12 protein-coding genes and 1 pseudogene are annotated in these 14918 nt (G+C 57.7%); 3 read left to right on the top strand and 10 right to left on the bottom strand.

Going from position 1 to position 14918, the window contains the following annotated elements; all coding sequences use genetic code 11:
* The first annotated feature begins 272 nt into the window (after positions 1-272).
* On the top strand, positions 273-785 hold the full coding sequence (locus tag RR842_RS07160) for a GNAT family N-acetyltransferase (RefSeq protein WP_332554276.1): 513 nt from the start codon (positions 273-275) through the stop codon (positions 783-785).
* A gap of 128 nt (positions 786-913) precedes the next feature.
* On the opposite strand, the pseudogene RR842_RS07155 reads toward RR842_RS07160, so the two are convergent.
* Positions 914-1075: pseudogene (locus RR842_RS07155) on the bottom strand (cytochrome c3 family protein); the annotation flags it as partial.
* A gap of 384 nt (positions 1076-1459) precedes the next feature.
* On the opposite strand from RR842_RS07155, the gene RR842_RS07150 reads away from it, so the two are divergent.
* Positions 1460-1636: a YegP family protein gene (locus tag RR842_RS07150; RefSeq protein ID WP_332515028.1), complete on the top strand. Its 177-nt coding sequence runs from the start codon at positions 1460-1462 to the stop codon at positions 1634-1636.
* A 43-nt stretch (positions 1637-1679) separates the two neighbouring features.
* Here the strand turns inward: RR842_RS07150 and RR842_RS07145 are convergent, their stop codons facing one another.
* The 8 genes from RR842_RS07145 to accB all read right to left on the bottom strand — a co-directional run bounded on the left by RR842_RS07145 (position 1680) and on the right by accB (position 10673).
* A complete protein-coding gene (locus RR842_RS07145; protein ID WP_332724783.1) occupies positions 1680-2669 on the bottom strand; it encodes a hypothetical protein in 990 nt (329 codons plus the stop codon).
* 232 nt (positions 2670-2901) lie between these two features.
* Positions 2902-3954: an inorganic phosphate transporter gene (locus RR842_RS07140; protein ID WP_332513875.1), complete on the bottom strand. Its 1053-nt coding sequence runs from the start codon at positions 3952-3954 to the stop codon at positions 2902-2904.
* Between the two features lie 334 nt (positions 3955-4288).
* Positions 4289-6172: a 1-deoxy-D-xylulose-5-phosphate synthase gene (gene dxs, locus RR842_RS07135; RefSeq protein WP_332521481.1), complete on the bottom strand. Its 1884-nt coding sequence runs from the start codon at positions 6170-6172 to the stop codon at positions 4289-4291.
* Positions 6173-6174: 2 nt separating this feature from the next.
* A complete protein-coding gene (locus tag RR842_RS07130) occupies positions 6175-6429 on the bottom strand; it encodes an exodeoxyribonuclease VII small subunit (protein WP_332518316.1) in 255 nt (84 codons plus the stop codon).
* A complete protein-coding gene (gene nusB, locus RR842_RS07125) occupies positions 6419-7078 on the bottom strand; it encodes a transcription antitermination factor NusB (RefSeq protein WP_332518315.1) in 660 nt (219 codons plus the stop codon). The genes RR842_RS07130 and nusB overlap by 11 nt, the downstream gene beginning before the upstream one ends.
* A gap of 18 nt (positions 7079-7096) precedes the next feature.
* Complete coding sequence (locus RR842_RS07120; protein ID WP_332513871.1) at positions 7097-7444, bottom strand: Asp23/Gls24 family envelope stress response protein; 348 nt, start codon at positions 7442-7444, stop codon at positions 7097-7099.
* Positions 7441-8793 (bottom strand): acetyl-CoA carboxylase biotin carboxylase subunit, encoded by a 1353-nt coding sequence (gene accC / locus RR842_RS07115; RefSeq protein ID WP_332513869.1) that lies wholly within the window; start codon positions 8791-8793, stop codon positions 7441-7443. The genes RR842_RS07120 and accC overlap by 4 nt, the downstream gene beginning before the upstream one ends.
* On the bottom strand, positions 8793-10673 hold the full coding sequence (accB, locus tag RR842_RS07110; RefSeq protein ID WP_332729338.1) for an acetyl-CoA carboxylase biotin carboxyl carrier protein: 1881 nt from the start codon (positions 10671-10673) through the stop codon (positions 8793-8795). Before accB ends, accC begins: the two co-directional genes overlap by 1 nt.
* A 218-nt stretch (positions 10674-10891) precedes the next feature.
* On the opposite strand from accB, the gene RR842_RS07105 reads away from it, so the two are divergent.
* Positions 10892-11191, top strand: coding sequence for a helix-turn-helix transcriptional regulator (locus tag RR842_RS07105; protein ID WP_332513866.1), 300 nt, complete (start codon positions 10892-10894; stop codon positions 11189-11191).
* A 145-nt stretch (positions 11192-11336) separates the two neighbouring features.
* Here the strand turns inward: RR842_RS07105 and RR842_RS07100 are convergent, their stop codons facing one another.
* Positions 11337-14744, bottom strand: coding sequence for an EAL domain-containing protein (locus RR842_RS07100; RefSeq protein WP_332729337.1), 3408 nt, complete (start codon positions 14742-14744; stop codon positions 11337-11339).
* Positions 14745-14918: the final 174 nt, after the last annotated feature.

Here is a 14918-nt window from a genome sequence, read left to right as displayed (position 1 = left end):
GTGCGGCACGTTGTGCGGGCAAAAGCCGTCCGGAAGGCCACGTCAGCCAAAGCGGGATACGAGCCATGGCTCAGCGCCGTCGGCGACTCCGCCACCATGTCCGCCATCAATCCCTACATGACCAGCTTGATCATCGCGCGGGAAAGACGGACAGGGCGAGCAGGCGGAGCGATGCTAGCACGCCGGAAAGCGTCTTTTAACAAACAAGGGGCATCGGCGTTACAATGATGCCGAGCGAAAAGGAGCCACCGAGAAACGACGAGGAGACGTATATGGGCGCCACATTCACCGCAGTGGAGACAGCGGAGAGCCGCGCAGAACTGGCGGCACTAGCCGACGAGATATGGCACGAATACTGGCCCGCGCTCATCGGCGCGGAGCAGACCGACTATATGGTCGAACAGTTCCAGAGCCTTGCAGCCATCGAGCGCGCCCTGCGCGACGATGCCTACGAGTACTGGTTTCTGCACGATGACAGCGATGGGCGCCTGGTGGGCTACACCGGCGGGCACCCGGAGCCCGCGACCAACCGCTACTTCATCTCGAAGATATACCTGCGCGCCGCCGAACGCGGTCACGGCTTCGCCTCGCAAACCGTCCGCTTCTACGAAAGCCTATGCCGCGAACGCGGACTTTCGGCCCTGTACCTCACGGTGAACAAGGGGAACGAGCTGGCCATCCGAGCCTACCTCGGCAAAGGATTTGTCACCATAGACTCCGTAGAAACCGACATCGGAGAAGGCTACATCATGGACGATTTCATTATGGAGAAGCAGGTAGGCTAGCCGAGAAACCCGTTCTCCGCAACGCATCGAAGAGGGAGCCCGTCCGAGCGTCTAGCACTCGATACGGGCTCCCTCTTCGGTTATGCAGTCCGCGTGCCTTGGTCCAGGCGCGCTCGCTTGGATGCTGACTAGGCAGCCAGCTTGTTGGCCTCTGAGGCCGTCAGCCAGCCGTCCGGCACGTAGGCCTCGCTGTGGCACTGCGTGCAGGCGTTCACCGACGCGCGGTGGGCCTTGTGGCAGTTGCTGCAGGTCTGCTCGCCGTGCTGGGCGACGTGCGGGTTGTACTTGCCCTCCCATGCCTTGCGACCAGCACAACATCCGGTCGGCAAGCGCCTCACCGGTATCCCCCTTGTAGCCGGTAAGCTCCTCTTGGGTGGACCAGCCCGCTGTGAGCAGGTAGCCGCCGTAAAGCACCGGGTTTCCACCGTACATTCCTTTGTTCTTCGATAATGGCGCGAGAGTCCGCTTCGATTGCCGTACACGTGCCGCCCGAGCCCGATCCGACAACCACCACATCGGTTTCGTAGTCCCACGTGATGCTTGACGGGGCGATGCCACCTGTCGTTAGCCGCCGATCGACCTTCAACCGTTCGTTCAAGGGTTCCGTTGACACGGCATGACAAACAGCATGAGTGTATGATCGCCTTATCGTCTTTTGATATAGGAGGCTTTATATGGGTAAGTTTGTCATTAAGAAGACCGACGCTGGGTGCCACTTCGTGTTGAAAGCCGACAACGGCGAGGTCATCGCTACTTCTCAGGTATATCAATCCAAAGAGTCCTGCAAGAAGGGCATCGAGAGCGTGAAGCACAACGCCCCTACCGCAGAAATCGTAGAGGACGAGGCGTAGAAGTAAGCCGTCGATCAGGCCTCTACGTCGCCTCGTCGACGGCTTACTTCAATATCAAAGCCACAACCAGAATCGCCAGCATGCCCACCGTGATGGCCATGCTGGCTAGCATACTTTTCCGTACCGAGCCGATCGAAAAGGTCTTCAGCGCGCCGAAATCGACCGAGCGCGCGGCTTCCCTGAGTTCCTCCTCGGTCGAATGTCCGCTCGCAAACCCCGGGCTGTCAGACAAAAGGTGCTGTGCGAACGGGAAGCAGGCCAGTTTTGAGGGTTTTGGCGTGAGCATGTCGGTGCACCAGGTCGCCTGCTCCAGCCGCAAGTTCTCCAGCGGAACATCCAGCGCCGCACCCATCTCCTCGGGAAGGAAGGTAAGGGAGAATACGTCTGAGTTGTCTTCGGAAAGCGACTTACCGTACCCTACCGACAGGTTCCCCTCGATCCACAGGCGCGTATCGAGCTTTCGGATATGCGAGTTCTCCAGTGTTGCCGAGAACGCCGTGCGCCCTCCATCCTGAATGCTTGCCATATCCACCAGCACCCGCCCATCGTATGTCGTGGTCATCACCGCGGGAGGGGCAGACGGCGCACGAAGTCCATGTTTGCGGTCGTAGCTGATGGTATCGCTTGCATAGTCAACGATGACCCAGCTCAAAAGACCTGTGCGCTCGTCTTCGGCAACCAGATAGAATTCAGCGCGACTGCCCCAGAAGGCACTGGTATGAACGCGAAAGAAACTCATGATGGCAAAGTGCGCCGGCTCGTCGCCTTCAAAGACGCGTGCCTCGGCAAGCCTGAAGCCGGAGGGGAGCAGCGAACTTGCGCGCCGCTCGTCGGCGATCTCGTAGAAAAGGAAGAACGCATAGGGCTCAACCACGAACCCCATGTACGGCGTGGTCTCCGATGCGCGCGCAAGCAGCTTGCGCTGCATGCCGAGCGGCATCATGCCGTAGAATTGCTGCATAAAATGAATGGAGCCGACCGTAATAGGATCCACCATGCGCTCCGTGCCCTTCGCGAAGTCTTCGCTCTCCATAAAGTAGGCCTCCCGTTCACCGCGCCAACAGGAAAGACTATAGCCGACCTCGCAAAAGCAGCGGAAGCCCACCCGCAGATGATGAGCATTCGTCGCATCCTTGACATCGCAACGAAGGAAAAGCCTGCAGCGGGCTTTTCCGCTCGATACGCGAAGAGGGCCTATGCCCATGGCAGCCCGACACGATAGACCGCCTCATCGCTGGTCGCCGCTTCGAGCCTTCTGATTTCAGCTACATGAACATGAGGAACAGATACGTGAACCCGTAAGCCAAAAGGCCGCAGCCGGGGAACGTGAGTACCCACGTGAGCACCATCTTGCCCGCAAGGCCCCATTTCACCGAACGGAGGCTGCGTTCAGCCCCTACACCCATGATGGCGGTGGTCTTTGTATGCGTTGTGGATACCGGCATGCCGGTGAACGTGGCAAGGCCGATGCAGAAGCAGGCCGACAGACAGGCAGCAAAGCCCTGGTACTGCTCCATCTTCACCATGTTCATGCCCACTGATTTGATGATCTTCTTGCCGCCCACCGCCGTACCCAGCGCCATAACCATCGACACCAGGATGATCAGCCAGAACGGGAACGTCACATCATCTTGGATGCCGCCGCTCATGCCAATCATGATACCCAGCATGCACAGCGACAAGAACTTCTGCCCATCTTGCGCGCCGTGCAGGATCGCCACACCGGCACCGGAGATGATCTGGGCCCATTTGAAGAAGCCGTTCGCCTCGCGACGACTCACCCCGCGAGCGCCCACCCTGATCATCCGAGTGAACAGCCAGCCCATTCCGAATCCCAGTACCGTAGAGATGACCAAACCGTACACGACTTTAATCCACTCGTCGCCATTGATGCCGCCCAGTCCGCCCTGCAGCGCAATGGCCGCACCGGTAATGCCGGCGATGAGCGAGTGGCTCTGCGACGTGGGGATGCCGAAGAACCAGGCCACCACCCCCCAAACGATGATAGCCACCATCGCAGCCGCCAACGCCACGAGGGCCGCGTGGTTGTCTCCACCGAAGTCCACCATATGGAAGATGGTCTTCGCCACGGCGGATGAGATCATGGTGATAAGCGCCAAGCCAACGAAGTTGCACACTGCGGCCATGGCAATAGCCGGCAAGGGCTTCATGGCCTTCGTGCCCACCACGGTGGCAATGGCGTTCGGCGCGTCGGTCGCTCCGTTCACGACCGTGGCGCCCAACGTCAGGACAACGATAAGGGCAAGTATAGGATCACTGGTGAATGCGGCGAGAAACGCCCCGAGATCATAGCCCATAACCGCTCCTTGCAACAAAGAGGGCACTCGGGCAAGCGGTAATCTTCAACGATCGTTCCCTTTCATGGATACGGCACGCAAAGCACGCTGGCAATGATAGCCGGACTTTATCAAGACAGGGCAACGAAAAGATCAAGTTTAGGTAAAATAATGGTTATGGTGCCGGAAAGGCGCGAGCCCGCCGAAGCCATCGAAGCGCACAGCTCACATTAAGGCGGGTATCGACAGACGCAATCGTCGATACCCGCCTTCTGCATACCTGTTGAGGTTCCGCAAAGGGGTTCTCACCCCCTCGATTCCTCCGCTCCTTGCCGCCAATAACGGCAGCGCGCCCCTAGCGGCTGCGTGCCAAGCGCTCCTCGATCGATGCGGCGATGCCTTCGGCATCAAGGCCCAGATCGCGCAGCAGCAAATCGGTTTTACCCTGAGGAACGAAGGTGTCCTGGATACCCAGGTTCAAAACCGGTGCCTGCAGGCCTTGGCGAGCTAGCTCGCCCAGCACGCCCTCGCCGGCACCGCCCGCGATAACGCCGCCTTCCACCGTCACCACCAGCTTCGTTTTCGCAGCGCGGGAAACAGCCTTGGCATCGAGCGGCTTCACCCAGCGCATGTCCACGACGCGCGCCTCGATGCCCCGCTCGGCCAGCAGCTCCGCCGCACCCAACGCGCGACCAACCATGCGGCCAAATGCGAGAATAGCCACGTCGTCGCCCTTGCGCACGACGTTCGCCTTCCCTACCACCAGAACCTCCGGCTCTTGCGGCACGGCAACACCCTCGCCAGCGCCGCGCGGGTAGCGCACCGCGAACGGGCCGCCCAGCGCCAGGGCCGTATGCAGCGCATGCACGAGCTCGGCCTCATTCGAAGGGGCCAGCACCCGCATATGCGGGATCATGCGCATAAAAGCCAGGTCGAACATGCCATGATGCGTCGGGCCGTCCTCGCCCACCACCCCAGCACGGTCGATGGCGAACACCACGTTCAGATCGGGCAGCGCGTTGTTGATGATGATCTGGTCGATGGCACGCTGCAAGAACGTCGAGTAAATGGCTACGACCGGCTTCTTGCCGCCCTTGGCCAAACCCGACGCCAAGCCCACCGCATGCTCCTCGGCAATGCCCGAGTCGATGAAGCGTTCGGGGAATTCCTCGGCGAAGGCAGACAGGCCGGTGCCGTCCTTCATCGCAGCTGTGATGGCAATGATATCTTCGTCGCGTCGTGCCTCGCGAACGAGGGCCTCGCCGAACACGTTCATGTAGGAAGGTGCTGAAGCGGGCTTCTTCTTCACTTCCCCGGTCGCAATATCGAACGGAGCCACTCCGTGGAACTTCTCGGGATTACGCATGGCTGGTGCATAGCCGGCGCCTTTCTTCGTCACCACGTGCATAAGCACGGGCGCATCGGCATCCAGCACCATGCGCAGCGTCTCCTTCAACGCACCGATATCGTGCCCGTCGATCGGAGCCGTACACAAGATGCCCAGCTGCTCGAAGATCATGGTGCGCGGCAGGATGAACTGCTTCAGCGACTCCTTCACGTTACGCCCGAAGTCGGCCAACGCCGTGCCGAGGGGACCGCTGCTCTCCAAGCGCTCTTGGACCGAGTCGCGGGCGGTGCGGTACTGCGTGGTGGCACGCATATAGCCCAAGTGCTTCACCATAGCGCCCACGTTGCGCGAGATGGAGAACTCGTTGTCGTTCAGGATGACCACCATGGGCGTTTGCACCTGTCCGATATGGTTCAAGGCTTCGAACGCCATACCGCCGGAAAGCGCCGCGTCGCCGATAAGCGCCACGACCTTCTCGCGGCCATGGTCAAGATCGCGCGCCTCCGCCAGGCCCAGCGCCACCGAAAGCGAGTCGGAAGCATGGCCGGAGGGATGCACGTCGCAGGGGCTCTCCTCGGGCTTCGGGAAACCCGAGAGGCCCTCGTAGGTGCGCAGGCCGGAGAACTGCTCAAGGCGGCCCGTAACCAGCTTATGGGCATAGGCCTGGTGCCCCACGTCGAAGACGAACTTGTCGCTCGGGCAGTCGATAAGGCTGTGGACGGCCAGGATGATCTCCACGGCACCCAGCGACGAGGCCACATGGCCTCCGTTCTCTGCCGCAACCGTGACGATTTCCTCGCGGATCTCGGTTGCGAGAATAGCCAGCTCATCGTCGGTCAGCAGCTTGAGATCGGCCGGCGACGAAATAGCGTCGAGAATGCGTTGCCCCATAATCACGCCTCCGTTCCGCCTGCGGGGTCCTCGACCGATTCTCCCGCCTCGTCGTCAGCCTCGCACGCCTCGTCGCGGGTGCGGTGCTCTTCGATATCAGTTTCCAGCAGGTTGCTGGCGCGCAGGCCCAAGGCTACGGCCTCTTCGTACAACGAGAGCGCATCGTCTAGCGGCAGCTCGTCAGACCCCACAGCGTCGACGATCTCGTCGAGACGGGTCTTCACCGCATCGAAGGTCTCATAGGACTCAAGCGCCATGCACGGCCTCCTCGAGAGGCGATGCGACAGCGTCGGACGCAGTGCCGGATGCTTCGTCGGACGCGGCAGCAAGACCCTCCGGCTTGTCCGTCTCGGCGGATACGCCTGTCGCGCCAGATAGAGGCGCAGCGGCAGGAAGATCGCCCTCTTGGACAGGCTCGCCGGCCGCAGAAGCACTCGCCAAGACCGATCCACCCAGAATAGCGCGCGGATCATTGCCTGCGGAGGCTTCCTCTTCCAGCAGCTTGGCGATGCGGCCCAGCACGCCGTTCACAAAGCGAGGCGACTCGTCTTCTCCACCGTAGTCCTTGGCCAACTCCACGGCCTCGTTGATAGCCACCGAGGTAGGCACGTCGTCGACGTATATCATCTCGTAGACAGCTAGGCGCAGGATGGAGCGATCCACGATAGGCATACGGGCAAGCGCCCAGTTCTCAGACGTTGCCACCAGGTGCTTGTCGATGCCCGCACGATGAGCCTCCACGCCGCGCACCAGCGCCTGCGCGTACTCGGGCAAGGAACCCTCTTCGGCCAAGAAGCGGCCTTCTTCTGCAATTTTAGTTGCGCCCTCGTCGGTTATCTCGCTGGTGTAGAGCAGAGAGAGAGCCGCGCGGCGAGCACGGGTACGTTCATGTCGTTTTACAGCCATATACTTTCAACTGCCCCGCTAACCGGCGAACTGGATGCCGTCGATGAACACGTCAACCGTGCCCACCTGCGCACCGACCTGGCTCGCCACCGCATCGGCGATCGCCTCGCGCAGCTTCGCCGCAAGGTCGGGCAGCGCATAGCCGTAGTACACGTCCACGCGCACCGATACGTTCAGCCGATCGTCCTCGCCCACTGCGATTTCAATACCCTGCGTTGCGGGGCGGGTGGTGAACATGGCGCGCAAGCTGCTGGTAGCAGCAGGGCCGACGGAGGCCACGCCCTCCACCTCGTTTGCGGCAATGGATACGATGGTTTCCACGACACCGGGCGCAAGCGCCATGCCGTCTAGGTTCAATTCATTCATAACACGTCTCCCATCTGGGTTTCGATGAAGTCGGTGGTCGCCTCGCCTGCACAGAACACGGCGTTGTCCAGCACGCGCCGATGAAACGAGATCGTAGTGGCAATGCCCTCGATAACGAACTCGTCCAAGGCGCGGCGACCGCGCTGCAGGGCCTCTTCGCGGTCCTGTCCGTACACGATAAGCTTGGCTACCAGCGAGTCGTAGTAAGGAGAGATACGCGCACCAGTACGCACATAGCTCTCCACGCGCACGCCCGGGCCCGCCGGGGGCTCGAACTTCGTGATAGTACCGGGACACGGACGGAAGCCGTGCGCCGGGTCTTCGGCGTTGATGCGGAATTCAATCGCATGGCCGAACGGCGAGAACGGCGCCCGATGGGCGCAGCTAATAGGCTCGCCGGAAGCGATACGCAGCTGCTCCTTGATGATGTCAGTACCGGTGATCTGCTCCGTTACCGGATGCTCCACCTGCACGCGCGTGTTCATCTCCATAAAGTAGAAGTGACCGCCCTCGTCCAGCAAAAACTCGATCGTGCCGGCGTTCTTGTAGTTCGTGGCACGTACGGCCTTGATGGCCGCCACTCCCATGGCGCGGCGCAGATCCTCGGTCAGCGCCGGCGAGGGCGCTTCCTCGATGAGCTTTTGGTGGCGACGCTGCACGGAGCAATCGCGCTCGCACAGGGCCAGGTTGTTGCCGAAGTCGTCGGCCAGCACCTGTATCTCCACATGGCGCGGACGCAGCACGAGCTTCTCCAGATACACGCCGTCGTTGCCAAACGCCGCACCGGCCTCGGTGCGCGCTGCCTGGTACTGGGACTCGAGATCGGCCGGATCGTGCACTTCGCGCATGCCCTTGCCGCCGCCGCCCGCCGTGGCCTTGATCAGCACGGGGTAGCCCACGCTGTCGGCGAAGGCCTTGGCTTCGGCCGCCGTGTCGAGGCAGCCGTCGGAGCCGGGCACCGTGGGCACGCCACAGGTCTTCATGGTCTCGCGCGCCGAGCTCTTGTCGCCCATGCGCTCGATGCAGTCGGCCGAGGGGCCGATGAACACGAGGTCGTTGTCCACGCAGGCGCGGGCGAAGTCGGCGTTCTCGGCCAAGAAGCCGTAGCCGGGATGGATTGCCTCCGCCCCCGTGTTCTTCGCAGCCGCGATGATGCTGGGGATAACGAGGTAGCTCTTGTTGGACTGAGCCGGGCCGATGCACACCGATTCGTCGGCGTATTGCACGGTATAGGTTTCGGCATCCTCGGTCGAGTGCACCGCGACCGTCTTTACGCCCAGCTCGCGGCAGGCGCGCATGACGCGCAGCGCCACCTCGCCGCGGTTGGCTATCAAAACCTTGTTAAACATTATGCTGTCTCCGGGGCCGGGGCCGGAGTGCCGTGGGGCTCGACGTAGTACAGAACCGTGCCGAACTCGACGGGAGACGCATCCTCGAGGCACACCTCGCGCACCGTGCCCATCTCCTCAGCCGTGATCTCGTTCATCAGCTTCATAGCCTCCACGATACAGAGCGTCTGGTTGGCGGCAACTTCATCTCCTACCTGCACGAACGGGGGCTCGCCCGGTGCCGGGGACGAATAGAACGTGCCCACCATGGGGGCCGTGACGGCATACCAGTTCGAGGGATGATCGGACTCGGGCACCGCGGCAGTCGCCTCGGCGGCAGGAGCGGCGGCTACCGGTGCGACGGCGCTCATGGCGGCCATTACCTCGGAGGACAGCGTGCCCGGCATGCGCACCGCGATACGCGTACCCTCTTCTTCTACCACGATCTCGCCGACGCCACTCTCTTCGGCAACGCGAACCAGCTCGCGAATCTGATTGATGTCCACGTAATCGTCCTCCTTGGTGTGACTCGACTCCTGCTCCATGAGGAAGTCGACTTTCTCGGATGTGCGGTGCTTGCTCAGGAAGGTGCGCGCCTCGTTCGGGAACAGGGCGTACATAAGCACGTCCTCCTCGCTCTTCGCGAGGTCGCCGATCTCTTCCTCGACCTGGGCATAGGTGGTGGTAACCAGCGAGCCGGGTGCCACATCAGGCGGCAGCATCTCGGAGTTGCCAACGACCTTCGCCGCGATGTCCTTGTCGATACGGCCCGGAGCCTTGCCATAGTATCCGCAGATGTAATCCTTCATCTCCTTGGACACGACGCTCCAGCGCTTGCCGGTAAGCACGTTGAACACCGCCTGCGTGCCCACGATCTGGGACATGGGCGTGACGAGCGGCGGATAGCCCACCTCGGCGCGTACCTTGGGAATCTCCTGCATGACCTCGGACAAACGGTCGCCTGCGTTCTGGATTTCCAGCTGCGATACCAGGTTGGACATCATGCCGCCCGGAACCTGATGCGAGTACACCTGCATGTGGATAAGAGAGGACACGCCGCGCTTGTAGTGTCCGCGCTTGCGCACCTCTTCCCAATATTCGGCGATCTCGAACAGCAGGTCCAGGTCAAGCCCCGTGTCGTAGCGGCTTTCCTGGAGAGCGGCCACGATCATCTCGACGGCGGGGTGGCTGTTGCCGAACGCAAGCGGGGCATGGGCCGTGTCTGCGATAGCGGCGCCGGCCTCGGCGGCCTTAATGATGTTGGCCGGAGCCATACCGCCGACATAGTGGCAGTGGATATGCAGCGGCAAGCCGATTTCGGCGTTGAACGCCTTCACCATGCGCTCGGTGCGGTACGGGGTGAGCATGCCGGCCATGTCCTTGATGGCAATGGAGTCGGCGCCCAGGTCCTTTAGCTTCTGGCCGTAGTCAAGATAGCTGTCCAGAGTGTGCACCGGCGACATCGTGTAGGAGATGGCACCCTCGAAGTGACCGCCGCACTCCTTGATAGCTTCCGCGTTGTCTACGACGTTGCGGATGTCGTTCAGGGCGTCGAACACGCGGAAGACATGAATGCCATTGCGCTTGGAGGCCTTGATGAAGCGGTTGCATATCTCGCGCGAGTAATGTTTGTAGCCAACGAGATTCTGGCCGCGGGACAGCATGGCCAGCGGCGTATTCGGCGTTTGGGCCTTGATGGAGCGCAGGCGCTCCCACGGGTTCTCGTCGAGGAAGCGCATGCACGTATCAAACGTCGCACCGCCCCAAGCCTCGATGGCCCAGTACCCAACGCGGTCCATTTTCGGCAGAATAGGCAGCATGTCGCCGATCTGCATGCGCGTGGCCCACAGGCTCTGCTGGCCGTCGCGGATCGTGGTATCCATGATTTGAAGCCTCGGCATGAACTCACACCCCCTTCGATTTGCAGTTAGTCAAAGATCGAATTACCGATTATAGATGAAGGGGGAAGCGCATGCGGAGATTGGCGGGAAATTCACCGGTAAGCAACAGAATAGCCGGGCAGGAGGCGGCAGCCGAGCTTCGAGGCGTTCTTAGGGAACCTTGCCAATTGTATTTGGTAGATTACATTGCTTTGTATCGTAGCAATTACGATTGCCGAATGTCAAAGAAGAAGCGACAAACCATCATGAAGACCCGGACGCCGCAAGTCCAGAACCTTGCACGTGTATTCGGCGAGAACGTCTTCGTTCTGCGCACCCACAAGGGCATGTCGCAAACCGAGGTCGGCGACATGGTGGGCACGACGCGCAGCCATATCTCGGAGATCGAGGAGGGCATCATCAACCTGCGCCTCACAGACTTAATCGGTCTCGCCGACGCGCTGGGTCCCACCTACGAAGAGATGCTCACCCCCAACGGCGCACTAAAGTTTCTGCGCGACGGGCATGCGCGACTGTAGCGGACAGTGCTCGCACGGACGCTTGGGCCGACCATAGTAATATGCACGGTGATTAGTGCACCATCGATGAGTTAATCTGGGTAACCGGTGGTTAATTCACTACGCAGGTTAATTTCTCGCAGCAAAACGTCAACGCGGGCAGCGTCTACGATGCAATAATCCCCCGGTTACGTCCCTGCCGCTTTGCCTCGTATAAAGCAACGTCAGCACGACGCAGCATATCTTTTGACCGTTTATCAAGCGAATCCCGGAAAGCGGAGCCCAAACTGACCGACGTAGAAAAGCTCTCCTCGCCGAACCACAACGTCATGTTGGACACTCTCTCTACGATGTTGTCCAACAAGGTCTGAACATCTCTGCGCGCTACTCCCTGCAAGACAACGACGAACTCATCGCCACCAAATCGACCGATCAGCGCATTCGCGGGCAAGATTTCTGTCAAGATGCCCACAACACTCCGCAGTGCAATATCGCCCGCCTCATGCCCGTAAGAATCGTTGACATCCTTAAAAGCGTCCAAATCCAAATAGGTTAAAGACAGTAAATCTTCCTCTTTCGTGGTCTTGAAGAGCGTCTCAATTTTCGTCACCAGGCACGCTCGCGACAAGCACCCCGTCAGCGCATCATGATTCGCAAGGCGCGTCAGACGCTCGTTTAGCTCTAAAGTTTTGCGTAATTCTCGCAAATCGCGACTATACGATACGATGATATCTTCCTCAGCGCCCTCAATGACGGTACGCACCACCGTAACTTCGCAGGGGATTTCTTCGTTATTGCGATTGACGTATATCCATTCGAACACAAGAGGTCCGACCTCTTCGGCCTGTTTAAAGCTAGCAGCTTTTCGCTCTAAGCTATTGGAACCATCCGGCTGATACAGCGGGAGAAAACTATCGAAGTTGTTAGCGACATCCGCCACGTCTTTCGCACCAAAAAGATCAACTGCAACCTGATTGCAATCGAGAAGCTGCCCCTGTAAGCTCCAAAGCAAGCAGGCGAGCGGAGAAGCATTCATTACGGAACGAATACGTGAAGAAGTGATGCGCTGCGCCTGTTCGAACGACAATTGCGAGCGCAAGTCACGCGTGTAACCCGCAACTACGCCATCCCCCGCATCAAGGCCATCAATGCGCACGAGCGTAATTTCCGACGGAATAAGTTCACCGGTAGGTTTTTGATGCATCCATTTAAACTGAATACGGCCTGTCTTAAGTGCCGCCCTAATGTATTCGGTAGACATCTCAGAACTCAACCGACCGTCAGGCTGGTACTTCGGAGATAAGCTTTCGAAACAATCAAGGTATTCCTGCTCGTTTTCAAGATCGAACAGTTTTACCGCCTCTTGGTTGCACATGATATTTTCAAGATCGACGTTCCATAGATTCACGCACAAAGGTGTCGCGTCTAGCAGCGCTTCCAAACGCCCGCGAAATCGTTGATTCTCTTCTTCAACTGCCAGTTGAGTGCGAAGATCACGTGCAAAGCTAGCGACAATACAATCATCTTGGTACGGAAGACGCACCGCCGTTACTTCAGCTGGTATCGAATCACCTTTACGTGTGCAGTGCATCCAGATGAAACTTGTACGTCCCGACATAAATGCCGGTTGCAGCTTTTCGATTGCGCCTATTCTACTAAGCTGTCCGGAAGGTTGCTTTTCAGGTGAGAAATCGTAGAAATGTTCTATTAGATCTTGCTGAGATAAAGCTTCAAAAAGCTGCACTGTTTCGTCGTTGCAGGTAAGTATTTCATAATCTCGATTCCACAATATCACGCTTAAAGGCGTGACGTTGATCATTGCGTACAAAAGTTCCTTATCGCCCACCAACTGTTTTTGGAGTTTCTCTCGACCCAAATTCACAGCAATGCTCTCATTGTCGTAGGGCGCTTGAATGAACTTACGGTAAAACTCATCTTTTTCGAGCGGCTTTGAAACATAGTAGCCCTGTACAAAATCTGGGTTTAATAGATAGACGCTTTCCTGTTCCTCGCGCGTTTCGACACCCTCGACACATACTTTCATACCTACGTTGTGGCATAAGCGAATAACGGATTCCACGAAATCATGGTTATACCGACTTCGATTCAGTGCCTGTACGAAAAGTCCATCTATCTTAACAAGATCAACGTTAAACTGAGCAAGTCGCCCAAGCGAAGAATACCCTGTTCCAAAATCATCCATAGCAAGAGGTATATGAAGAGCTTTGAGGCGTTCAAGCGATGCGTTGACGGCAGCATCACCCGAAATAAAACGGCTCTCGGTAAGCTCAAGAATAATATTGTCTGCATCCAGTTCGTATTTCAACAACAAATGTTCAACTTTGTCGCAAAAGCTGGGATCTCGCAACTGAACATAAGACACATTCACGTTCATGACAAAATCGGGGATAAAAGTCATCCATTCCTTACAGGCGATAATAGCCTGCTCAATCATCCACATACCCACAGGAAGAATAAGCTGCGATGACTCCAACAGGGGGATAAATTCCGCTGGGCTAACATCAACTCCCTTTGCCCCGCGAAAACGCATCAGAGCTTCCGCGCCCTTCACCTCCAAAGACTTCGTCAAACATACCGGCTGAAACACAGCACGAAATCCTTTGAAACCGTTGCGTGCTCCCTCACCAAGACGTTGTCCCAGCATTTGCTCGTGCAAACACTCTTCAAGAAGTTCCTTGGTAAATTCGATACATTGATTCTTGCCGTTTTCCTTCGCCTTTCTCAAGGCAACCGATAGGCCTTTTTCCAGATCAGACCATGTATTTCCTTGCTGAGGATAGGCTATCGCGCCTGCTGAGACAGTAAAGCTGTATGATTGTCCATCGATTTGGTGTGGCAGCATACCGTATTTTTTAATGCGTCTATAGAAGTTTAGTACGTCGTTGAGCGTCTTTCCCTCAATGACGGCAAGAAACTGATCCCCTTCAAACCGATACAACGCATCCCCCGAGGGAAGCATATCTAAAATATCTTGAGCAATAACTCGCAACACCTTATCGCCAAAACTGTGATTGTTAAGCGTGTTTATAATGGCAAAATCATCAATGCCAAGCAGCAATAGATGTCCCGAAAAATCGGCTAGAGAGGCAAGAGTCCTTTCAAATTGGCTTTTGTGCCGAGTAAATTCCAATAGACCGGTTACATGGTCTATATTTTCATCCCGTTCCATATTGCGTAACATGCCAAATATCAAGAGAGGTTTCCCCGTTTGAGGATCTCGCTTGATGCGCTCAGAATCACGCATCCAAAAATAATCGTCTCCTGCCATGCGCATTTGAAATTCCATAGCAAAACAAGACTCATTCGATTCGTTGATCTCATGTATTAAACCAAGAACGCGCGCTTTGTCGCGCGTATGAACACGTGAACTGTAGTTTTTTAGAAAATCACCGATTACTCGCTCTTCGATACCGAAGTCAGCAGCCATATTCGGTGAAACAATGGCTGCATCCTGTTCAACATCTCGCACATAGATGTAATCATTGCTAACAGCAACCATAGATTCGAAGAGAAATTCGGCATCTACATCGAAATTTTTTAAGTGCTGTTTCACCGCTTCTGCCCTTCAAAACTCCGTATTCAGGGAAGTTCTCTTCATTTTAGCACGCTTCACCTTAACCGACGACACAACCTAAATCGTGCGCAGACAGCCAACCAACGGTTGTAGCTGGTTGATTTGCAAGTTGGCCCATACACTGGGTGACCTGCCCAGAAACGCGGCCTCGCC

This window comes from Gordonibacter sp., from assembly GCF_036667095.1.
In the GTDB taxonomy this organism is placed as follows: domain Bacteria; phylum Actinomycetota; class Coriobacteriia; order Coriobacteriales; family Eggerthellaceae; genus Gordonibacter.
This window is presented reverse-complemented; position numbering and strand designations above follow the sequence as displayed.

What these genes read in the sequence shown, in the direction of transcription:
- RR842_RS07130 (WP_332518316.1), bottom strand. Translation starts at nt 6,429, where the DNA reads ATGGCGCTTGAGTCCTATGAGACCTTCGATGCGGTGAAGACCCGTCTC.
- RR842_RS07145 (WP_332724783.1), bottom strand. Translation starts at nt 2,669, where the DNA reads ATGGAGAGCGAAGACTTCGCGAAGGGCACGGAGCGCATGGTGGATCCT.
- RR842_RS07150 (WP_332515028.1), top strand. Translation starts at nt 1,460, where the DNA reads ATGGGTAAGTTTGTCATTAAGAAGACCGACGCTGGGTGCCACTTCGTG.
- RR842_RS07105 (WP_332513866.1), top strand. Translation starts at nt 10,892, where the DNA reads ATGTCAAAGAAGAAGCGACAAACCATCATGAAGACCCGGACGCCGCAA.
- RR842_RS07140 (WP_332513875.1), bottom strand. Translation starts at nt 3,954, where the DNA reads ATGGGCTATGATCTCGGGGCGTTTCTCGCCGCATTCACCAGTGATCCT.
- dxs (WP_332521481.1), bottom strand. Translation starts at nt 6,172, where the DNA reads ATGGGGCAACGCATTCTCGACGCTATTTCGTCGCCGGCCGATCTCAAG.
- RR842_RS07160 (WP_332554276.1), top strand. Translation starts at nt 273, where the DNA reads ATGGGCGCCACATTCACCGCAGTGGAGACAGCGGAGAGCCGCGCAGAA.
- accC (WP_332513869.1), bottom strand. Translation starts at nt 8,793, where the DNA reads ATGTTTAACAAGGTTTTGATAGCCAACCGCGGCGAGGTGGCGCTGCGC.
- accB (WP_332729338.1), bottom strand. Translation starts at nt 10,673, where the DNA reads ATGCCGAGGCTTCAAATCATGGATACCACGATCCGCGACGGCCAGCAG.
- nusB (WP_332518315.1), bottom strand. Translation starts at nt 7,078, where the DNA reads ATGGCTGTAAAACGACATGAACGTACCCGTGCTCGCCGCGCGGCTCTC.
- RR842_RS07120 (WP_332513871.1), bottom strand. Translation starts at nt 7,444, where the DNA reads ATGAATGAATTGAACCTAGACGGCATGGCGCTTGCGCCCGGTGTCGTG.